This window comes from Rothia dentocariosa ATCC 17931, from assembly GCF_000164695.2.
GTDB lineage: Bacteria > Actinomycetota > Actinomycetes > Actinomycetales > Micrococcaceae > Rothia > Rothia dentocariosa.
The window spans coordinates 777326-798856 of the sequence record NC_014643.1 but is presented as its reverse complement, the minus strand read 5'-3'; the positions used below and the strand labels follow the sequence as shown (position 1 = coordinate 798856).

General features: G+C 57.4%; 22 protein-coding genes. 18 read left to right on the top strand and 4 right to left on the bottom strand.

Annotated features, from left to right (window positions below; genetic code table 11):
* Positions 1-95: 95 nt before the first annotated feature.
* From HMPREF0733_RS03525 to HMPREF0733_RS03490, 8 genes are all read left to right on the top strand, one after another.
* Positions 96-1082, top strand: coding sequence for a bile acid:sodium symporter family protein (locus HMPREF0733_RS03525; RefSeq protein WP_013398004.1), 987 nt, complete (start codon positions 96-98; stop codon positions 1080-1082).
* Positions 1083-1369: 287 nt separating this feature from the next.
* Positions 1370-2173: an exodeoxyribonuclease III gene (locus tag HMPREF0733_RS03520; RefSeq protein ID WP_037236646.1), complete on the top strand. Its 804-nt coding sequence runs from the start codon at positions 1370-1372 to the stop codon at positions 2171-2173.
* A gap of 29 nt (positions 2174-2202) precedes the next feature.
* Complete coding sequence (locus HMPREF0733_RS03515; protein WP_013398002.1) at positions 2203-3078, top strand: alpha/beta fold hydrolase; 876 nt, start codon at positions 2203-2205, stop codon at positions 3076-3078.
* Positions 3079-3215: 137 nt separating this feature from the next.
* Positions 3216-3635 (top strand): hypothetical protein, encoded by a 420-nt coding sequence (locus HMPREF0733_RS03510; protein ID WP_013398001.1) that lies wholly within the window; start codon positions 3216-3218, stop codon positions 3633-3635.
* On the top strand, positions 3635-3841 hold the full coding sequence (locus tag HMPREF0733_RS03505; protein ID WP_004005790.1) for a hypothetical protein: 207 nt from the start codon (positions 3635-3637) through the stop codon (positions 3839-3841). The genes HMPREF0733_RS03510 and HMPREF0733_RS03505 overlap by 1 nt, the downstream gene beginning before the upstream one ends.
* 410 nt (positions 3842-4251) lie before the next feature.
* Positions 4252-5148, top strand: coding sequence for a metal ABC transporter substrate-binding protein (locus HMPREF0733_RS03500; RefSeq protein ID WP_041321883.1), 897 nt, complete (start codon positions 4252-4254; stop codon positions 5146-5148).
* 131 nt (positions 5149-5279) lie between these two features.
* Positions 5280-6056 (top strand): metal ABC transporter ATP-binding protein, encoded by a 777-nt coding sequence (locus HMPREF0733_RS03495; protein ID WP_013397999.1) that lies wholly within the window; start codon positions 5280-5282, stop codon positions 6054-6056.
* Between the two features lies 1 nt (position 6057).
* Positions 6058-6927: a metal ABC transporter permease gene (locus HMPREF0733_RS03490; RefSeq protein WP_013397998.1), complete on the top strand. Its 870-nt coding sequence runs from the start codon at positions 6058-6060 to the stop codon at positions 6925-6927.
* A 120-nt stretch (positions 6928-7047) separates the two neighbouring features.
* Here HMPREF0733_RS03490 and HMPREF0733_RS03485 read toward each other — a convergent pair whose 3' ends face one another.
* Positions 7048-7764 carry a metal-dependent transcriptional regulator gene (locus HMPREF0733_RS03485; protein ID WP_013397997.1) on the bottom strand — a complete coding sequence of 239 codons (717 nt, stop codon included), beginning with the start codon at positions 7762-7764 and terminating at the stop codon, positions 7048-7050.
* Between the two features lie 147 nt (positions 7765-7911).
* On the opposite strand from HMPREF0733_RS03485, the gene HMPREF0733_RS03480 reads away from it, so the two are divergent.
* The 3 genes from HMPREF0733_RS03480 (at position 7912) to HMPREF0733_RS03470 (ending at position 9249) form a co-directional block, all read left to right on the top strand.
* The gene (locus tag HMPREF0733_RS03480; RefSeq protein ID WP_013397996.1) at positions 7912-8310 is read left to right on the top strand and encodes a thiol-disulfide oxidoreductase DCC family protein; all 399 of its coding nucleotides are present in this window, start codon (positions 7912-7914) and stop codon (positions 8308-8310) included.
* A 116-nt stretch (positions 8311-8426) separates the two neighbouring features.
* Complete coding sequence (locus HMPREF0733_RS03475; RefSeq protein ID WP_141744400.1) at positions 8427-8993, top strand: hypothetical protein; 567 nt, start codon at positions 8427-8429, stop codon at positions 8991-8993.
* Positions 8994-9024: 31 nt separating this feature from the next.
* Positions 9025-9249, top strand: a complete 225-nt coding sequence (locus HMPREF0733_RS03470) for a hypothetical protein (RefSeq protein WP_013397994.1) — start codon at positions 9025-9027, stop codon at positions 9247-9249.
* A gap of 72 nt (positions 9250-9321) precedes the next feature.
* Here HMPREF0733_RS03470 and HMPREF0733_RS03465 read toward each other — a convergent pair whose 3' ends face one another.
* From HMPREF0733_RS03465 to dacB, 3 genes are all read right to left on the bottom strand, one after another.
* Positions 9322-9939, bottom strand: coding sequence for a hypothetical protein (locus HMPREF0733_RS03465; RefSeq protein WP_041321882.1), 618 nt, complete (start codon positions 9937-9939; stop codon positions 9322-9324).
* A gap of 178 nt (positions 9940-10117) precedes the next feature.
* Entirely contained in the window at positions 10118-12841 is a 2724-nt protein-coding gene (locus HMPREF0733_RS03460) for a DEAD/DEAH box helicase (RefSeq protein WP_013397992.1), read from the bottom strand.
* Positions 12842-12974: 133 nt separating this feature from the next.
* A complete protein-coding gene (gene dacB, locus HMPREF0733_RS03455; protein WP_013397991.1) occupies positions 12975-14657 on the bottom strand; it encodes a D-alanyl-D-alanine carboxypeptidase/D-alanyl-D-alanine endopeptidase in 1683 nt (560 codons plus the stop codon).
* Between the two features lie 185 nt (positions 14658-14842).
* On the opposite strand from dacB, the gene ppa reads away from it, so the two are divergent.
* The 7 genes from ppa (at position 14843) to hpt (ending at position 21487) form a co-directional block, all read left to right on the top strand.
* Positions 14843-15328 (top strand): inorganic diphosphatase, encoded by a 486-nt coding sequence (gene ppa, locus HMPREF0733_RS03450; RefSeq protein WP_004005776.1) that lies wholly within the window; start codon positions 14843-14845, stop codon positions 15326-15328.
* A gap of 812 nt (positions 15329-16140) precedes the next feature.
* Entirely contained in the window at positions 16141-16857 is a 717-nt protein-coding gene (locus tag HMPREF0733_RS11365) for a hypothetical protein (protein ID WP_244864825.1), read from the top strand.
* 41 nt (positions 16858-16898) lie between these two features.
* Entirely contained in the window at positions 16899-17531 is a 633-nt protein-coding gene (locus HMPREF0733_RS03440; protein WP_049775424.1) for a hypothetical protein, read from the top strand.
* A gap of 161 nt (positions 17532-17692) precedes the next feature.
* Positions 17693-18820: a zinc-dependent metalloprotease gene (locus HMPREF0733_RS03435; RefSeq protein ID WP_013397988.1), complete on the top strand. Its 1128-nt coding sequence runs from the start codon at positions 17693-17695 to the stop codon at positions 18818-18820.
* A 363-nt stretch (positions 18821-19183) separates the two neighbouring features.
* A complete protein-coding gene (gene tilS / locus HMPREF0733_RS03430) occupies positions 19184-20380 on the top strand; it encodes a tRNA lysidine(34) synthetase TilS (protein ID WP_013397987.1) in 1197 nt (398 codons plus the stop codon).
* A 141-nt stretch (positions 20381-20521) separates the two neighbouring features.
* Positions 20522-20758: a hypothetical protein gene (locus HMPREF0733_RS03425; protein ID WP_013397986.1), complete on the top strand. Its 237-nt coding sequence runs from the start codon at positions 20522-20524 to the stop codon at positions 20756-20758.
* Between the two features lie 177 nt (positions 20759-20935).
* Positions 20936-21487: a hypoxanthine phosphoribosyltransferase gene (hpt, locus tag HMPREF0733_RS03420; protein ID WP_004005768.1), complete on the top strand. Its 552-nt coding sequence runs from the start codon at positions 20936-20938 to the stop codon at positions 21485-21487.
* Positions 21488-21531 lie beyond the last annotated feature (44 nt).

Sequence of the window (21531 nt, the reverse complement as noted above, 5' to 3'; positions counted from 1 at the left end):
CTGACCTTAACCCGCGAGAAGCGGATTTTTACCGAAAAGGTTGTATTTTCTCACCTTTTCGGCAAAAATCCGCTTCTCGCGTTTTAATTAAGAACGTGCTCTCCAAACTCACGAAAAAACGACCCGACGCGCTGATTGTCATGCTCATCTGCGCGGTCATTTTTGCGATCCTCATCCCGGCCCGCGGTACCTTCGCCGACTGGTTTAGCACCGGCACCAAGTTCGCGGTTGCGCTTCTGTTCTACCTCTATGGTGCGCGCCTTTCCACATCCGAAGCGATCGCAGGGCTTAAACACTGGCGGCTGCACGCCCTCATCCTGACCTGTACTTTCGTGATTTTTCCGCTCTTTGGGCTGGCGCTTTTCCCCCTAAGGTTTGTGCTCGGCGACGGGTTGTACCTGGGGATTCTTTTCCTCACGCTCGTGCCCTCTACCGTTCAGGCGTCCATTGCGTTTACCTCTATCGCGGGCGGCAACGTGGCGGGCGCTATTGTGAGCGCATCGCTGTCAAGCATTGTGGGGGTGGTGGCTACCCCGCTGTTGGCGATGCTCCTAATGCACAGCGACCACATTGAAATTTCGGGCAGCGTCTTTCTCGACATTGCGATTCAGCTGTTTTTGCCGTTCGTGCTGGGGCAGCTCACGCGCCGTTGGGTGGGCGAGTTTGCGAAGAAACCCACCACGAAATGGCTCGATAAGTTCTCGGTCATGATGATTGTGTACTCGGCGTTTTCGGCCTCCGTGGTGCAGGGGATTTGGACTCGCGTTGCCTGGTGGCAGATCGTGTTGCTGATTGTGGTGACAATTCTGATGGTGGCTCTGATGCTGTGGCTGACCGACTGGCTGGCGGCGCGGCTGAAGTTCAACAGGGCGGACCGCATCACAATTCAGTTCTGCGGGTCGAAAAAGTCGCTGGCGGCGGGCCTTCCCATGGCGATCATTATTTTCGGGTCGGGTTCGCTCGGGCTGCTGATGCTGCCGCTCATGGTATTCCACCAGGTGCAGCTCATGATGTGCACGTGGCTCTCCGCCCGCTACGCCGCCTTGGATGTGGTGGGGAAGGCGAGCGTAGAACAGCCATAAGAATCTGCCCCCGGTTACTCGTTCGGGGAAAGAGTCGATACTTTAAGAAGCTGCGTTCCTTAGGTTATGCGTATTTGAGGTAAATGGAAAAAGTAGCGGATTTTTCCATTTACAGGCCTTTGCACAGGGGCATATTGGAAGAAATGGCCGTTTCTTCCAATATGCTGTGTAAAGAGTGCTCTCCGCTCCCGCTTCGGAAGGGCGGTGCGCGGCTCGTCAGATCCGAGTCATTTACCGGCGACACTTTCACCGTTGCCTGGCAGGGCGCACACGGTAAGCTGGAGTACATGAAGATTGCTACCTGGAACGTGAACTCCATTCGCGCCCGCGCCGACCGCATTGAGGACTGGCTCGATAAAACCGAGGTCGATGTGCTCGCCCTACAGGAAACCAAAACCAAGGACGAAACCTTCCCCTTTGAGCTCTTTGAATTCCTGGGGTACGAGGTGGCACATTACGGGCTGAACCAGTGGAATGGGGTAGCAATCGCATCCCGCGTGGGGCTCGACAGCGTCGAACGCACCTTCCCGAATCAGCCCGCCTTCGGAAAACCTGGCGACCCCGCCGAAATTGAGGCGCGAGCCATCGGTGCCACCTGCAACGGCGTGCGCATCTGGAGCCTATACGTGCCGAACGGGCGTGGACTCACCGACCCGCACATGGCATACAAAATGGAGTGGATGCGCCAGCTGCGCACCAACGTCAACGGCTGGCTGCACGCCGACCCCGCCGCACAGTTTGCGCTCGTCGGCGACTGGAATGTGGCACCCGAAGATACCGACGTGTGGGATATCGACTTTTTCCGGGAGAACGACCTCACACATGTGTCAGCCCCCGAACGCGAGGCGTTCTATGCCCTGCTCAATGATGAAGGGCTCGTCGATCCGGTGCGCCCTTACACTCAGGGCGAATACACCTACTGGGACTACCAGGCTGGGCGGTTCTCGAAGAATGAGGGGATGCGCATCGACTTTCAGCTGTGCTCCCCGGCGCTCGCCGCCCGTGTGGAAAACGCCTGGATCGATAGGGAAGAGCGCGAAGGGGACGGCGCGAGCGACCATACCCCCGTGGTAATTGAGCTTGCTGACTAGAGGCTAAACATGTGATGTGAGGAGACAGTATGAGTCGGAACCTTACCCCTGAACCAGTGGCGACGGGCATCGTAGAAACCCGAATCGGTCAGCTTCGCTGGCGTGAATACGGTGGTCCCCGTGAAGCCGCAGGCGGTAAGACCCTGCTGTTTGTGCATGGGCTGTTGACGAATTCAGATGTCTGGGGCGAAGTGGTGCAGAACCTCTCCCAAGATTTTCGGTGCATAACCCTCGATATTCCCTTGGGGAGTCACACTATTCCCGCCCGAGAAGATGCAGCCCTCACCGTTGCCGCGCTGGCGCAGGCCGTGAACGAAGCGGCAGAACAGCTATGCCCACACGGGTTTACCCTCATTGGCAGCGATACCGGCGGGGTAGTTTCTCAGCTGGCGGCGGTGCAGGAACCCGCAGGACTCAAGCGCCTGGTGCTGCTCTCGTGCGATACCGAGAAGAACTTCTTGCCCCTGCCGTTACGCTACCTACAGTATGTGGCGTACATTCCGGGAACCATGCAGGCACTCCGAGCAGCCCTGCATCTGGAGTGGGTGCGCCGCCTGCCGATTGCCTTCGGGTGGCTAGTGAAACGCGAGCTTGACGCCGCCGAGTGGAGTAGCATTATTGCGCCGCTGAAAGATGCCGGAGTCCGCCGCGATTTGGCGAAAGTGCTGAAGGGTATTTCTACGAAATATACGGTGCAGTCCGCGCGGGATTTGGAGCGGTTTGAGCATCCAACCCTGTTTTTGTGGGCCGATACCACGAGGCTGTTCCCGATCAAGAATGCACGTCGTTTAGCCTCCCGCATGCCAGATGCGCGCGTGGTTCCCGTGCCGGAAAGCTACGCATTCAGCCAGCTGGATCAGCCCAAATTTGTGGCGAACGCCCTACGGGAAGAACTGGCGGGGTAATCCGTACCCACCCCCCGATTCTGCACCGAGACTTTTTGACGGGCGAACCGTATGCCCCTGTGAGGCCGTGACGAAGAGGCCGACATGCATCGACCGCTCCCTGCTATGGTGAAGGCAATGATGTTTAGGGAGTGACAATGATAAGTCCTGAAACGTGGGGTGTGCTGGGCGATGTAGCCCGTAATACCTCAGGATTACTCGCGGTGTGTGCCGCATATTTTACGATTAGGGTTGCCTATAGAACCAACCAGGCACGTGCTCGGGAGGCGGTGCGCACCCATTTTCGCGACCGTATTCAATGGGCAGTTGAGCATGTGGATAGTGATAAGGAACTTGAACGCACACTGGCACAGCAAGTTATTTTGAAATACTACAGCGACTCGGAGCTTGAAATTGATGACCTCAAAATAGCCACTGTAGTTGCTGAAGAATTTTTGAGATTAGAGCAAGGAAATGAAGAGCCGTCCAGAGCTGAAACCCCTGCGCACCTTGAAAACAGGGTAACTCATCTGGATAATGAGAATACACTGGACGTTCAAGAAGAAGGGGAGGAATAATGACGACCGTTTTTTATCGTGGTGAGCGCCGCGACGTTAAGTCGTTTACTCCCGAGGAGCACCAGGATTACCTGGATAAGAAGCAGCACACGATTAATGAAGCCAAAGAAGCCATTGCAGGTATGAAGGCTCGTATTGCCGAGTTAGAGCGCATTCAGGCGATGAACCCAATACGCCGCTGGTTCTACCAGAAATTCCATATTTAGCGGAATCCCGAACACGTAGACCCGCACGATTGCCCGCTCAAGGGCGCATCGTGCGGGTATTTTTATACACTAGATTCAGGCAGTAACCTCGCATCTTGGCTCGCTAAATCATAGCCTGAATCCCCATACTTCAGCTAAGGTTCGCCGGGGCGTGTGATTAAACACGTGTAACCTCAGTTGAAAAGTTCGGCATGGCGAACTATTGTTAAATTATCCTGTTTCGCACCGGTTTATCGAGGATGATCGACACCTAGGTACGAAGCCTCAATGAGTCGGAGGCGATTCCTACAGGTCAGCAGGGTAATGCATCCGCAGCATAAGAAAGCGAAATCATGACAACCGTATTCACTGCGCACCGTCACGGTGCGAACGCTAACACTGTAAGTACCGCACATCCGCGCCGTTTTCTCATGCTGGGGATAGCTCTGGCCAGTATCCTTGTGCTTCTGCTCAGCGCCTGCACTTCGGCGGGGAAGCAAGACGAAAAGAAGACTGTGCTCACCACCTTCACCGTGCTGGCGGACATCGCTAAAAACGTTGCGGGTGATCACCTGAATGTCGAATCGCTGACCAAGCCCGGCACCGAGATTCACGAGTATGAACCTACTCCCAGCGATATTAAGAAGGCGCATGATGCTGATTTGGTGCTCGACAACGGGCTGAACCTGGAAAGCTGGTTTACCAAGTTTGTGCAGGATTCTAACGCCCCGCACGCCACCGTGAGCGAGGGGGTACAGCCGATCAATATTGCCGAGGACGCTTATGCAGGCAAACCCAACCCGCATTCGTGGATGAGCCCCAAGAACGTGCAGATTTACGTGGATAATATGGTGCGCGAATTCAGTAAGCTTGACCCCGCCCATGCCGATGATTACCGCACCAATGGGGAAAACTATAAGAAACAGCTGCAGCAGGTTCAGGATGAGCTGGTGCGCGATGTTAGCGTTCTGCCCGAGAATCAGCGGGCGCTCGTAACCTGCGAAGGTGCTTTCTCGTACTTGGCGGCGGATGCCAGTCTCAAGGAAAAATACATTTGGGCGGTGAACTCTGAACAGCAGGCAACCCCCTCGCAGCTAAGCTCGACCATTGATTTTGTGCGCGAGAACCAGGTGCCCGCCGTATTCTGTGAGTCTACCGTCTCGGATGACCCCATGCGCCAGGTCGTGGATGCGACCGGTGCCAAATTCGGCGGCGTGCTTTATGTAGATTCCCTCTCTGAGGCGAATGGTCCAGTCCCTACCTATCTTGATATGATTCGTCACGATGCGCGCACCATTGTTGCGGGGCTGACGGGTAAGCAATCTTAGCCGGTCGGCGGGGGAGTAGGCTGCCGCATACCGCGCCCCGCCGGTGTGTAGTGAGGACGCCCCCCCCCGTCACGGACGACGAGCGGGGCTCAGAAGAAGTACGAGAACGAAATTTGTCGGGTATAAAACCTATGGAAACACTGCTGAGAGTCGAAAACTTGGGCGTCCATTATGGAACCGTGCGCGCCCTGTATGAGACTACTTTCGAGCTTGGTACCGGGAGTATCTGCGGGCTGATCGGCATGAACGGTTCGGGAAAATCGACCCTCTTCAAAGCCATTATGGGTGTTATTCCCGCGCATACCGGAACCGTGGAGATCGCGGGCAAAGAACCATACCTTGCGCGTAAAAACGGCATTGTCAGTTATGTGCCGCAGAGCGAGGAAATAGATTGGAGCTTTCCCGTCTCGGTGCGTGAGGTCGTGGCGATGGGGCGGTACCGCGGGCTGGGCATCACCCGTCGGCTGCGTGCCACCGATAAGCAGGCGGTCGAGCACGCCCTAGAGCGCGTGGAGCTGACCGAGCTTGCGCATCGTCAAATCGGGGCACTTTCGGGCGGACAGCGCAAGCGGGCATTCGTGGCGCGGGCGATAGCGCAGGGTGCACGGCTTCTATTACTTGATGAGCCCTTCGCCGGAGTGGATAAAAGGTCAGAATCCATGCTCATTCAGGTGTTGAAGCAGATGCGCAGCGAGGGTTCCACCGTTCTGGTTTCAACCCATGATTTGGCATCCTTACGCGCTTTTGCCGACGATGCGCTGTTGCTACGTCAAACGATTTTGATGCACGACACCCCGCAGGCGGTGTTAGCCCCTGAAAATTTGGTGCAGGCGTTCGGCATGCAGGTTCAGGCGGGCGCCGATAGCGGCGCATCCGACGAGCAGACCCGGCGTGAGAAGGGAGAATAGCATGAGCATTCTGGATTACCTGGTGGAACCGTTCACCCTTCCCTTCATGACGCGCGCCATGGTTGTTACCGTGATCGCCGCCGTGGTCTGCGCGCTGCTTTCCTGCTGGCTCGTGATGCTCGGCTGGTCGCTCATGGGCGATGCGATCTCGCACGCGGTACTGCCCGGCGTAGTGCTCGCCTATATTGCGGGCATCCCCTTTGCCGTGGGGGCGGTGATCGCTGCACTCGTGGCCGTCACCCTGATCGGCGCGGTACAGCGCAGCGGGCGCGTGCGCGAGGACGCCGCTATCGGCATTGTCTTCACAACTCTTTTCGCGCTCGGGCTCGTACTGGTTTCGGTGACGCCCTCAAGCACCGACCTGAACCATATTCTTTTCGGGAACGTGCTGGGCGTATCCTGGCCCGATGTCTGGCAGGTAGCTATTCTCGCCGTCATCGTGGCGGGTGTCCTGCTGATTAAACGCCGCGATTTTATTCTGTACGCCTTCGACCGCGGGTTCGCGCACGCTATCGGGCTGCGCCCCAGGGTTCTTGGTGCGCTGCTTCTGGTGATGCTGGCGCTCACGAGCGTGGTGGCGCTGCAGATCGTGGGAGTTGTGCTCGTAGTCGCCATGCTTGTGATTCCTGGATCGACCGCGCGTCTGCTCACCGACCGTTTCACGCCAATGCTCGCGGTCTCGGTCGGGGTCTCAACGCTGGGTACACTCGTGGGGCTTTATAGTAGCTACCACCTGGATATTTCCCCCGGCGGTGCCGTGGTCGTTACCCAAGGCATTATTTTCTTGGCCGTGTATATATTCGCCCCGCGCTACGGAATTCTGGGGCGGATACGCGCGGCACGCCGCCCGGCAGAACCGGTAGAAGCCTAGGTTTGCGGCAGATTCTCACGGGATCATGAGTTCACCCGGCGGCTAGGCTCTCACCGGGCGCAAGCCGCCCACGATGCGTATAAGGTATCCGAGCCTCGAGGCAAAATTACCGAGGCAAAGCTATGATGAGCGAGAGACGAAAAGCCCAGCCGCCGCGGCGGTTCCTAAGGGTATAGCGCTCGAATTCGGGTTTTGAGCGGCAGGAGCATCGGAATTATTGGCGTGCGCGAGAACCCGCACGTTAACCGCCTCCGAAAAGGGGGCGCCCTCTTCAAGAAGTAAACGCGCGCCGGGAACAAAACCGTGATCCTGCAGATAGCGCAGCAGCTTCGGGTCGGAATCGTTGATCCGCTCCAAAATCACGCGCTCGCCGGGCTCGCACTGGGTGAGCGGAACGGTCTGCGGGAATGAGATACGCCCGGACGCATCCGGAATAGGATCGCCGTGCGGATCGCGCGTAGGATGGTCCAGAATCGCGTCAATACGCTCAATCATGAAATCCGATACCGCATGTTCGAGCACCTCGGCTTCGTCATGCACGCGGTCCCAGGTGTAACCCAGAGTTTCCACCAGGAAAGTTTCGATCAGGCGGTGGCGGCGAATCATGGCGACCGCATAGGTACGCCCCAGCGGGGTGAGTTCGATGGCGCCGTAGCGCTGATGGTCGATCAGATCGGCCGCCGCAAGTCGTTTAAGCCCGTCTGAGACCGAAGAAACCCGCAGCCCCATGCGTTCGGCTAGGGCGGATGCTGTCGCGGGAGCTTCCGTCCACTCTTCAAGTGACCAGATGGCTTTGAGGTAGTTCTGGGTGCTCACAGATAGTTCTGACAAGGGCATAAGGATAAGTTTACCGAAGTTCGGGTTCGGGTGTGCCTTTTCTTACCGCGAGCAGATAGTATTTCGACGAAAAGATAACGAATTGCTATCTGCTCTTCGAAATACTATCTGCTCGCGGGTGGATGGGTACTCGGTTAGGATGGGGTCATGAGCGTTCTTCTGTACGACCCCGACTGCGGTTTCTGCACCGCGAGCGCGAATCTGCTGCGTCGCCTCGGGCCGGGTGCGCGTATCTTGCCTGGAACGCCCGAAAATCTTGTGCAGTACCGCGTGGATGCGCGCCGTTTCGCCCACGCCTTGCCGTTCATTAACGATTCTGGGCAGATCATCTACGGTTCGGATGCGATCGCCCTGACCCTGCGCACGTTCTCGGATGCGACGCTGCGCGGCAAGTTCCTGCGTGCCGCTGGGGTTCTCTTGTTGAACCCGCCGATGCGCCCCGTCGCGCACCGAGCGTACCGGTTGGTGGCGGGGCATCGGGCGGAGATTTCTCGCCTTACCTCTCGCTTGGGGTGCACCTCTTCGTGCGCGGTAAAACCGACCTGATTGCAGAACATATTCGCAGCGTTCTCGTCATATTTTAAGAAGCTATACGCAGCTATTACTTCCAGGTTCTCTTGATAGTGTAAGTACTGTTTGTTTCTGATGAGACGGGGGGACCTGTGGCAGAATTTGATAATTCTAGACCATCCAAAGTTGCAACTGGCTGCGCCATTCTTTTTGTAGGAATTGTTGCTCTTGGCATGATTACATTTGCCTGGTGGATCCTTGCCGTTATTTTCGGGTTTATTTCACCTTTTGAGGCATGCCAGAGCATTTTTAAGTGGGTGACTGCTCCTGACTGGGAGGGATGGGGAAACATTCTGAGAAATACAGCTGGTTGGGCTGCTCTAATCGCTGCCATCGCAACTGTGACGGTAGCTTTGAAGACAAATACAACACGGGCTAAGGAAGCTGCTAGCGCAGATTTCCGGGATCAAATGCAGTGGGCAGCAGATCATTTAGGTGAGGATGTAACACCTTATCAGTTTGTGTATGCATTAATGCTGGTTGAGCGGTATGCAAAACTTCCTCCAACTCTTCTTTCGGATGAGGATAAAGAATTAGCTGTTAGACTTCAGGCTTTAATTGAAGAAAGTACTGATATTTCAGAGGATACTGAACAAAATGAGGTATCTGATGAGAACGATGAGGCTACTTCCAACAGTGAGCCGAACACGGTAAACTGAGATAACTAATGGTGAGGGAAGGGAACGTGCTATGAGTACTCACACTGCTGAAGGACTATATAACTCCGTTATGCGCAACGGAAAACCTGCACGTTTACGTTCTGATTATAAGAAGGTCGTAGATACCGAAGTTGGTGAGCTACGGCGAAGCATTTCTCAGCAGGTCAAAGAACGTCAGCAAAGCAAGTTTCAAGATTCTCCACAGCCTTGGTGGACAGTGGTGGTGAATCCGATTCGTAATATTTTTAATCGGTAGATTATCAATATTGAGGTTTATACCTGCATAACTTAGTGAGGTCATCCAGATAATCTGGATGACCTCATCGTTTTATTTTGTCGGGCTGGCAGAATCCAACCGGTTGAGCAGGTCGAGTACCGCCGGGCGTGCCGCCTGTTCTTCGTGCCAGAGTGAGCGCATGAGCGTGCGGCTGACTGCTTGGGTGGTAATGCCGAGCGCCTGCGCGACTGCCCGCTGCTGCCCGCGGACCCCGGGAACCAGCAGATCGACCACGCGCCATTCGGCCTCGGTACGGTCGGAACATACCCGATACAGCAGGCGTGTGAGCCCCGAAGCCATGTCTGCGACCGCGCGATCGTGTGCCGATACCGCAATACCGCGGGCGGGGGCGCCGGTGCGTGCCGCCTCCACGGCAAGCCGCGAGAATTCGAGGGCGTCGCCGGTGCAATCGTTCGTGCTGACCGTTCCCAGTGCCCCGGCGAATCGGGGAATGCGCAGCTCGCCAACTCCGATGCCAACCCAGAATCCCTGCTCGCGCGAAGCATACAGGGCCGCCTGCAGGGCGTCTGCGGAACTCTCGAAAGCACCCTGAATTTCGTCTGGATAGGTTTGTGCGAATTCAACTCGGGGGTTGAGCTTGGAGAGCTTGTCGAGAAGCGCAGGCAATGAAACCTGTGGGGAACGTTGGATGAAGGTTAACACGAACACCCCTCCATTATGCCTGAGCACCTCGGGTTTTGATAGGGTTTCGCGGCACGGGTTGCCATGGGCAAGCACACCCGGGCGATGCCGTTTCTCACAATCGCGCCGGATTTGGCGCCGATGACCGGGCGCGCCGCATAAAACTGTCTAATATGCCTTGTCAGCCCTCGAATGTGGGTGCGCCTCAGGGGGCGGCGGAGCGTACCAAACCCAGGTATCCGCCCAACGCCAAGAGTTCGGGGATGCTCTGCGGCACGAACCGGTGCAGGCTGTCGGATGCGACCAGTACGGAACACCACTGCCCGCGTGAGAGCGCCACGTTCAGGCGGTTAGGGGAGAGCAGAAATTCTGCGCCTCGCCCCGACACTCCGGCATTTGAGGACGCCATTGACACGATCGTCACCGGTGCCTGCTGACCCTGAAACTTATCAACGGTTCCCACGCGCACGCCGTGACCGTCCGCATCCAGAAGCCCGGCGCGGCGCAGATGCTCCGCAATGGTATCGACCTGCGCGTTATAGGCGGCGACCACCACAATATCCTCGCCGGTGAGCTCGCGTGCGGGCTGATTCGCCCCGGGAGTCCAGGAAGCACCCACGAACTCGCACGCTAGGCGCGCGACGGCTGCCGCTTCTACTTCGGAACGTACGGTGCAGTGCTCGTGGTGAACGCCGTACATATACAGCCCGGGATCGGCGGGCAGAACGGATTCTTCACGCTCAGGAACTTTGAGGATGCGCTCGCTCGCCGCCGCTGCCGAGTGCAGCTTCCCGCCGTAGGATAGTGTGGAAACCGGCGCGCACAGCTGCGGATGCATACGCCAGGTGACTTGCAGAAAATAACCGAATGCAGCGGGCAGTACCGATTGCCCGCCGGACAGCCAACCCAGCGCCGAGGTATCCAGCGGGTACGGATGCTCACCCACCGCCACCTGCGGCAGCTGCTGGGGATCACCCAGCAGAAGTAGGTTCCGTGCGGCCCTTCCAACCGCCAGGGTGTTGGCGAGCGAGAACTGCCCGGCTTCGTCAATAACGAGTAGGTCGAGCGAGCCCTCAGGAATCCGGTTCGGGTTCGCAAAATCCCAGGCGGTCCCGCCAAAAAGAACGCCGGGCGAAGTTCCGGTGCCGGATTTTTCGCTACTAAGACCACTGGATTTGTCTAATAAAGCGGTCAGATCTTTATCACTGACCTCAACCCAGGGGTAATCGGGGAGCTGAGATTTGCCCTTGGCGCGCATCACCCGGTCTGCGGGAAACAGGTTACGTTCCAGGCACGCGGTCAGCATATTCTCTACGACGGCGTGAGACTGCGCCACCACGCCCACTTTTGCGCCCGCCGCAACCAACCTGGCGATCACCTGCGACCCCAAGAAGGTCTTACCTGACCCGGGCGGACCTTGAACCGCCACATAGGAACGGTCAAGGTCACGAACCGCCGCGAGTACCGCCTCAACAGTGGGCAGCTCGGCGTGAGAAAACTCCGTCTCTTGGGGCAGGCTCTCGCGGGTTTTGAGCCGCGGCGGGCGGCGTTCGATAAGGTCAAGCGTCCCGGTCGCGGCAACGTTGGGGATCGAGTCTTCAGCCTCGACCGCTACGCGCACAAGCGACGCCTCTAGCTGCTTCGTTGTCACGGGTGCGCCCGGGGTGAGCCCCAGCGGGAAAGCCGCATGTTCTTCATCGTTCACGCGGATGCGCTCGGCAACTACCATCACAACACGCTGCCCGCCGCCTGTCGCCAAAGTAGCGTCCTCTGCGGGTTCGCCCGGTTCCTCATACGGTTCGAGAGACATAATTTTCGCCCCGAAAAAACCGAGTCTATGCAGTGTATCTGGTACGCGAGCCTGCGGGTTGGTCGCGCGAAACGCCTCCACCTGGGAATCGATGCTTTCGTATGCCTTCGCGGGCGCATCGTCGGCACTATAAAGCAGATAATGCCCGGTATCGTCGGCCTTGAGAGTGTGCGAATCCGCCAAGGTGGCGACCGCACGCAGAGTACGCATTTTCGCCCCGCGCACGCGCTCCCAATCGGTTGCGGTCTCAACACTTTCGAAAATCACACAATTGCGCGTATTAGCCCAATTCTCGTAGGGTTCGTGCAGGCGGCGCAGATGATCCCGCCAGAACGGCGCCTTTTCACGGCGGTAGAAATCGACTCCGGAGAGGAGCATTGCCAACCGGGTATTTTCGGAAGATAGACCCCGATTTTTCTGGTTTTGCTTTTCAAGCTCGGCAAGGCGTTCCCGCAGGCGCTCAAGCTGAGCGTATTCTTCATCATCGTCGGCAGGGGCGGCAGGACGCACCCGGTACGGATGCTGTGCCTTCGCGGGAATGCCCTCAAACGTCGATTCCGCCGGGGAATCGCTGGAATCCTCCCAGGATTCTTCGTCTGAATCATCGCTGCTATGAGGGACGAGCTCGGGTTCGTCAAGCGTTTCGGATGCGCCGACTTCGGCCTCCGCGCGTGCCGCGCACGCCGGGCAGTCACCGCAGCTCAGCAGGCCGGGAATATCGGCGAGTGCCACACCCTCCCGCCACGATGCGCGCAAAAATTCGTAGCGTTCCGTGAGGGTTTCCAACACCGGGATCAGCCGCGCGAGCGGGTAGCGTTCCATACCCTGCGCGGTGCGTACTTCCACCTCGGCAGCCGCCGAATTCCCCGTACCACATGAAGCCTGTGCCGCCTCCAGCAGCGCCACGACTTCTGGGATTAGCTGGGGTGCGCCGCTATCACTATGCACAACATGAGAGAGCTCGTTCGCGGTGGTGTCGTATTCGTCCTCCCGGGTGCCTGCCGTATGCCGCGAAAAATCGGCGTAGAGCGCCGTCTCGCAGCGGTGAACACGCAAAAGCTCCGCGACGGCGACTCTCGGCAGATCGCCGGGTGCGGATGCGGCAGAGGGTGAAGACACGAAACTATCCTTTGGAACGGGGTGAGTAAATATGCACGGATAACCGCAGGGGCGCTCGCGATGCGCGGCTGCCGTATACCCGCGTACGTACCCGGCATTCAGATAAATATACAATACTTTGCATATTCGTGCTCTACTGCGAGCTGGGAACCTCGGCTGGATTTTGACCCACTGCCTGGGAGGGCGCATCCTCCTGCGGCGCGCTGCCACCGGCGGGCGAAGCGGAAGACGAACCATCCGGGGCCTGCGAGGAATTCGGGGCGGAACCCGAATCTGTAGCATCGGGAGCCGAGGATGAGCCCGGTACCTGCGAGCCCGAAGGTGCGGGTGTTCCCGTGGGGTTCGCGGGAGGTTCGGTACGTACCGCCACGATCGCAGCGGCGCTATCGACCGTATCCTTCGCGCCGGGCAGAGCTTCCGCACCGCCGACATCGTTGAGCAGACTCACGAAAATCAGGCGTGTGCCGTCTGGGCGGGTCGCATACCCCGATAACGAAATGGCTGTGAACAGCGTGCCGGTTTTTGCCGCCACATGCCCGCGCGCATACTTATTCGCTTCCCCGCTAAAACGATCCTTGAGCGTACCCGAAACACCCGCAACCGGGAATCTGCGCTCAAGCTCGTCATGCTTCGGATGCGCCGCTAACGCCCCCAAGGTCTGCGCCAGGGTGCGTGCCGTCACCCGGTTCTGCAGGGACATACCGCTCACATCCGCCTGCACCAACCCGGTAACCGAAATCTTCGCCTCCTGCAGTTTCTCGCGCACAAGTTTCTGCGCCTCGGATGCGCTGCCCTCACGCCCCGCGGCGATCGCCATATTGCGCCCCAGCACCTCGGCGAGCACATTATCGGACTCTAACATCATCACAAAGGCCTGATCGAGCGCGGATGCCGACTGAACCTGAGCGATCTGCTCAGCATCGGCCTCACGGGGGCGGCGGTCGGCAACCGTAAATACGTACCCTGCTTTGACCTCTGCATGCTCTTCACTCGCCTTATTGAGCACCTTCACGAACGCTTCTAGGGCGGCGATTCCGGCGTCTTGCGGGCGTGCCGGTTTGTCGGGGGTGGACTGCCCGGGCACGGTGTGCGAGGCCAGCGCGATCGGGTTAATCGGGGTGATCTGCCCGGATTCGAGGTCGCCGGGCTCCCAGCCGGGGTTTGTCGCGGAACCCGTGTAAATCGTGGTGTCGAGGTAGACGGGGAAGGTGCCGTGCGCGACCTTGCGTTCGTTCATCTGCTGTACGGTATCCGCAGCGAGCGTGCTCAGCCCGGCGCGCATCGTCGGCGAATCCGCGGTGGCCGGTTCCGTGGCTCCTTCCACGAGCAGAGTGTCGCCGCCTGCCACCAGAAACAGCCCATTTTTACCCTGCACCACCGAGGTTGTGAAAGTGCGTTCCGGCGCGGTCTGCACGAGCGCAAAATAGGTCAGAATCTTCATATTTGAGGCAGGCAGGCGCGGGGTATCCGGGGCATCCGCATAGAGCTCACGTGTGCCGTCGAGGGCGGTCACAAGCATGGAATGGGCGGGGTAGGGGCGCTCCTGAAAGAGCTTATCAAGCTGGATTTTCAGGTCTTGAAGCTGCTGAGTATTCAGTACCGGAGTGGGGCTCGGCGTGGGTGTGACCGACGGGGTTACGGATGCGGTGCCGCTCTGCGACTGTCCGCCGCTTGGGTTTGAGCATGCGGCAAGGAATAGCGCGGGTGCTGCACCGAGCAGGGCGCGGCGAGTGAACGGGGTGTTTATCGGTTGGGGTGAACGCATCTTAAGAGCATAACGAATTCCGCCGCGAAATACCGAGCCGGTTACGCGCATCGCGAGGACTACAGGCTACCAGCTCGCCTGGAGATAGCGTGATGATGTTCGCGGCAACGTATTCGAAAGCACGATTTTTGTGGCATTGAATGGGTGTCGTGCACGCGTTCAGGGGGTACAATGGGGGAGTTGTTCGCCGCCTTGATGCGCGGTGCAGAGGCTTACATTCATAGAAAGAGGTTCCCATGGAACTCGACGTCACGATTGAAATCCCCCGCGGCTCCCGGGTGAAGTACGAGATAGACCACGAAACCGGTCGTCTGTATCTAGATCGCGTGCTGTTCACCTCAATGCAGTACCCCACCGCATACGGCTACTTTGAGAACACACTCGGCGAGGACGGCGATCCGCTGGATGCCATGCTGGTTCTAGACGTTGATATTGTTCCCGGTGTGATCGTGGAGGCTCGCCCGGTTGCTGTATTTAACATGACTGACGAGGCTGGTGGCGATGCGAAGGTACTGTGCGTGCCCACCGATAAGCGCTACGATCACATCAAGTCGCTGGCGGACGTGCCCGAGCAGCTCAAGGCTGAGATTCAGCACTTCTTCGAGCGTTACAAGGATCTGGAACCCGGCAAATGGGTGAAGGGCGAAGGCTGGGACGACATCGCTGCGGCAGAGAAGATGGTTCAGGAGGCGATTGACCGCTTCGCTGCTGAAGGCCACTAGGTCTTACTCGCGTTCCTGTTAATATCGGGAGCGGTTTCTTTATGCGGGAGCACTTTATTTGCTCCCGCATGAAGAAACCGCTCCCGTTTGTATTAGGGGCGAGAGTGGTTCTCGCGGTTGCTATTATGGAGCCGCAGTTTTCCCGAGGAGCTTTATTAAAAATTAATTTTATTGTCGTTGCACTGCGATGCGTGAACGTATAGTGTGGGAAATAATACGCTGTTCATTAAATCTTCTATACATACAGAGACGGATAATTAGCCCATAATCTGGGTATCTGTACGCGATATAGCATTACGTATTTCTTAATTAAGAGTTTGTTGTGCACCAGGAAATTTGCAGCATATGACGTCCTTGAAATGGATATGTCGTGGTGAGGAGTATAAATGAAAGGCTTGGTATGTGATTGTCGAAATGCCATTCGTTTAACTGCCACAGCAGGGGTTTCTGTGATTTGCGCGGGTGCTGATGTTGCTGCGCGGGCTACTGCCCCGAACGTAATGCGCAAGGTTCTTGATATCAAAAATGTAAGTAATACGTCGCACGGCACTACCGGTAAAACTAAGCCCGTTGTCGCCCTGCGAACGCGCGTGTCAGCTCTGACCGACACAATAACGGAATATAGTAAAGCCATGGGGCGGAGCCGAAAAACGAAACGGCTTTGGAATAGCGCGTCTGGTCTGGGGAACGCTATCCGTCAGAGGACCTTGTCAATGAGGTCGGTGAAGGCGCCGCAAATCCCTGGGAAGCAATACTCACCCTTGAAGGAGTTACCTCAGCCTGTCTTCCAGAGGCTATCTTCGCAACTTTATATGGCATCGCTCGTCTGGGGCAGCGTCTCTATGTTGTGTGGAGGGCGCACGAAGGAGCGTCAGTATACGCCGGATCATCCAGAGTATGTAGCGCTGACGAGTGCACTGAAGGGTGGTTACTTCAGTGGTTTTTTAGAAGCGGTCTGTGTCTTTCTGGTGATTCTCTGTGCTCGGGTCGTTGGGCCAGCTTCAAAGCTTTCTGCGCTGTCTCTTCCGCGGCTGCAGATCGCTGGCATCGTGTGGAATTCCTACCTCATCTTTCCGCTAGTACTCGTATTGGTGCAGCGTCCGTTGGTGGTGCGTGCACAGCATCCCTCTCCGGGAGGGCTGCTATTCGCTGCATACGATATCTTCGTGCCGCCGCTGGTGTATCTGGTGGTAACACTAGGGATGTTTCAGGAGGTAGGCAAGGCGGCAACAGTAGGTTCCTGTGCCTTAGTTTTCTATCTGGCCTACGCGGCATGGCTTAAGCCCTGGAAGCCTGGTTTAACCCGTACCCAAGTGCGTCACAAAATTCAAGAGACTAAACGGATGACCCGTGAACTGGTGAGCGATATCGCGCAGGAGTACGCCGGGATGATGCAGGAGCGTGCTGAGATTATGCAGAAGTACGCTGATGTTGATAACCCAGCTATTAAGAACCTATTTCTGCCGGGTAATCGCTACCGTATGCCCCTCGATTATGAAAAACGAGGAGCGCTTCCGTATACGCGGTGAAAATACTCCAAAACGTTGAGAATGCGGGAAGGGATACGTATATGAAGAGCAGTCAGTATACGCCGGATCACCCAGAGTATGTAACGCTGAGCGCTGCGTTGATGGGTAGTTTTATATGGCGTCTGCTCGAAGTATTTTGCGTATTTCTGCTGATTCTTGGTGCTGGGGCTGTTGTCTCCGCCTTGGGGCTTTCTGCCCTGTCCCTCTCTTTGTATCAGGCGACTAAGACCGTACTGATTTCTTACCTTATCTTTCCGCTAGTACTCGCATTGGCGCAGCGTCCGTTGGTGGTGCGTGCACAGCACCCCTCTCCAGGAGGGAAGCTGTTTGCTGCATACGAAATCTTAGTGCCTCCACCGGTGTACTTGGTTGTGGCACTGGCAGTAACTCAAGATATAGGGCGAGCAGTCGTGGTGGGGGTCTGTGCCTTAGTTTTCTATCTGGCCTACGCGGCATGGTTTAAGCCCTGGAAGCCTCGTTTCACTCGGACAGAGGTGCGTAGCAAGATTGAGCAGACTAAGCAGATGACTCGTGAGATGTTTGGTGAGGCTGCGCAGGAGCGTGCTGAGACGATGCAGAAGAATGCTGAGGTTGATGACCCTGCGGTCAAGGATCTGTTCCTGCCGGATAATCGCTACCGTATGCCCCTTGATCATAACGAGAGGCGTTCCTAGCTCGCTTATTTCTTGCACCGCTCCCGCTTGTGTATCTGTGTGTTCCGGGAGTGGTTTCTTTATTTGGGAGCACCTTAAGTGCTCCCAAATAAAGAAACCGCTCCCACTTTTACCCCCTGAGTATGAGGCTTCACCTCAGCACAGTTCGATACACTGTGCATATGAGCGAGAACAACACACAGAACCTGCTAAATGTTGAGCGCATCGCCAAAATCGTGGGCAGCCTGGCGCCCGCCGGGCCGCGCATGAAGCCCCAGGAGATGGCTGGCGTGGTCGCATCCTTGCGCAAAGCGGCGGAAGAATCCGTAGACCATGTGCACCGCATTACCGGGCTTGATGCGGCACAAGACCTGCGCGACTCCGAGGTTTTGGTGGTTGATCGGAGTACCTGGGCGAAGGCGAACGCGCAGGCGTTCTCTATCATGCTCGTGCCCTTCGTCAAGCCCGCATTCGAGAAGATCCAGCAGAAAAAACCGCATGCTGACCTGGACAAACTCAAAGAAGGGTTGGCCTTCGAGGTCGGTGCCGTGCTCTCGTTCCTCTCCACCAAAGTGCTTGGGCAATATGAACCCTATGCGGCGCTGGCCGGGTACGGGCAGCCGGGTGGGCGTCTGATGCTGCTCGCCCCGAACGTGGTCTCCGTCGAGCGTGAACTCAACGTTGAACCCGAAGATTTTCGCCTGTGGGTGTGCCTGCATGAGCAGACGCATCGGGTGCAGTTTGCCGCCGCGCCCTGGCTGCGCGACTATTTTCTCGCCAAGATTACGGAGCTGGGTGATAGCGCCGCCAGCACCTTCGACCTCAAAGATGCTTTCCGTGCCGCAGCCCAGGCCCGCGCCGAAGAACCCGGGGAGGGGCGGGCGCATCCTGTGAAAGAAGCTACCGCAAATGCACGCAAAATTGCGAGCGAGCTGACAGCTATTATGAGCCTGCTTGAGGGGCACGCAAACGTGGTGATGGATGCCGTGGACGCCCAGATTGTGCCGACCGTCAAGACGATTCGCCGCAGGTTCAACCGCCGCAGCTCAACCCAGAAGTTCCTCACGAAGCTCATTTACCGTCTGCTGGGCATGAACAAAAAGATGGCCCAGTACCGCGATGGGCAGAAGTTCGTGCAGCATGTTGTGGATGCGGTCGGCATGGAACGCTTCAACGTCGTTTGGGCTCGACCCGAGAACCTGCCGACCGAGCGGGAGATTCACAACCCGGATGCCTGGATCAAGCGAGTGCTGGACGAGGACGCCAAGGTGGCCGTGGCTGGTGGTAGGGACGAAGAGAATACCGCGTAATCCCAGAACGGGTTATATGACAAAACCGCGTGTTTCGTGACAATTTTTTGTCACATAAAATGTCACGAAACACGGGGGTGTTTATATGGTATATATGCCCGTAAATCCCCGGTATAAAGCGGGACTAATCGCTGTGAGTCTTGTGTTTATATGACAAAATTACGTGACAAAACTCTAGATTTACATGACATTTTGTCATGTAAAACCCTTTTACGTGACACTTTATGTGACAAAACCGCGCGATATCTCAATATACCGGCGTGCTTGATAATGCGTAATTCGTTGCTGCGTCTGCCACGGGGCTCAAAGGAATTTGTGAATAGATTTTGTCACAGCGGCATATACAACAGAGAAGGACAACACATGCAACATGGACGGCAGGGGCGGCTGCATCCGGCGGTAGGGACGGCTCGCCGGGAACTGGCGCGCGCGCTGACGAACCTGCTGGGTGAAGGCACCATCAAGGGAACCGGGCGTGCGCGGCGAGAATCGGTCGTATCGCAGCAGGGCGCAGAAACCGAGAAGCCCCTCGTGCTGGTTGCGTGCAGCGGCGGGCCAGATTCGCTCGCGCTCGCCTGCATTGCCGCGCATTTTGCGCGTCGTTCCGATGTGCGTGTGGGCGCCGTCGTGGTCGATCACGGATTGCAAGCCGATTCCGCTGAGGTTGCCGCGTCCACCGCAGAAACCCTCACGAATCTGGGGCTATACCCCGTGCGCACGGAGTGCGTGCAGGTTCCGCAGGGCAGCATGGGCCCCGAAATGGCGGCGCGAACCGCCCGTTACAGCGCCTTTGAATGTGCGGTGCATAATACCGGCGCACGGGCTGTTCTGCTGGGTCACACCCTTGACGACCAGGCGGAAACCGTGCTCCTGGGGCTTGGGCGCGGCTCGGGCACACGCTCCCTCGCCGGAATGCCGCCCGCGCGCATCGAAAACGGAGTCACCTACCTGCGACCCTTCCTCGCGCTGCGCCGCGCCGACATGCTGAATATCTGCGAAGCCGAAGGTGCCACCCCCTGGAACGACCCCACCAACACCGATCAGACGCTCATGCGCGCGCGCATTCGGCACACCATCCTACCGTTCCTGCAAGAGCATCTTGGCGGGGATGTGGCACTCTCTCTGGCGCGAACCGCCGCAGTCGCCGGGCCTGATGCCGAATATTTGGATGCGCTCGCCACCGCCGAGTACACCCGCCTGAAGCTGCCCGCCGGGGTTCATCTGCCGGACATTCCCGAGGCTGATGCGGTGCCCGGCGACCACTCCACGGAAGTCGCGCTAGAGAAACCTACTCCCACAGTTATTGCCCTGAACCGCGCAGAAACGGCAGCGCTGCACCCTGCCCTTCGGATGCGCGTGCTCGCCCTGGCGACCCGCGCCGCGCAGGGCGAGAACCCCGGTTTTGAGCGGCTGCAGGCGCTTGATGAGTTTGTTGCCGAGTACGCCACCGCCGGGCCGGTACAGCTGCCCGGGCATGTGAGTGCCTACCGCCGCCGTAGGGTACAAGACCCCCGCACCGGCACCCGCGTGGATGCGCTGGTACTTATTTCCCAGCGGTAAGAGAAGCCTTCGACTTCATAAGCCAGTTATTGTGTTGCATCTCTCAAAGTGGCTATAGTGCCGTGTTAAGATAGCAAGGTACTGAAAACCCTTGAGTCTCGATATATCACAAGGATTCGGTGGTATACGGAAGGAAAAAGCATGGGACTTTTTGGCAGCGATAAGAACCCGAGGGCGGAACTTTCCGTTCTCTTCGCGAAGGAAGACGAACCGATGGAAGCCGCCATCGATTGGGCTCGTTCCGTAGCGGATAAGGCGGGTCTTGACCCTGCGAAAGATGAGGTTCAGCTGATTCGCGAGCTGCGCCGCACAGAGCTGAATCTTGATCTGAAAACCGCAACCTACTTAGCCGAGCAGACTGCGAAGGCGGCGTGGTAGCGGTTTATTCGTGTTTTCGGGGTCATTCTTCCACAGCATCTCAGCAGACACCCGTGAAACGTAAGCCGCGCATCAGAATTTAAGTCATACTTAAAACGGACCAAGAAAATATACCCGACCCGGCGGAACGTTCGGGCGGGTTCGGCGTGAAGACGCCCCGGCGAGAAAGAAGAATCCGTGCAGGCTCAAGACGTGCAGGACGATCTGAAGAACGTACTCTTCACCAAGGAAGAGATTAATGCGAAAGTTGCCGAGCTGGCGGCGCGCATCGACGAAGATTACGAAGGCAAAGACGTGCTCCTCGTGGGGGTTCTCAAGGGCGCCATTATGGTGATGGCAGACCTGTCCCGCGCGCTCAAGGGGCATTACACGATGGACTGGATGGCGGTTTCTTCGTACGGATCCGGCACGAAATCCTCGGGTGTGGTTCGTATTCTCAAGGACCTTGATACCGATCTGACCGGTCGTAATGTGTTGATCGTTGAAGACATTATTGATTCCGGGCTGACTCTTGCGTGGCTGCAGCAGAACCTCAAATCGCGCGGCGCGGAATCTGTGGAAATATGCACCCTGCTGCGTAAGCCGAAGGTCGTCAAGACCGACGTTCAGGTCAAATACGTGGGCTGGGATATCGAACCTGAGTTCGTGGTGGGTTACGGGCTCGATTTCGCTGAGAAGTACCGCAACCTCGACTGCGTGGCGACTCTGCACCCGCACGTATACTCCTAAAACTCGGTTGTGCGCAGCGTGCGCGCAAGATTTTGGTGCCCACG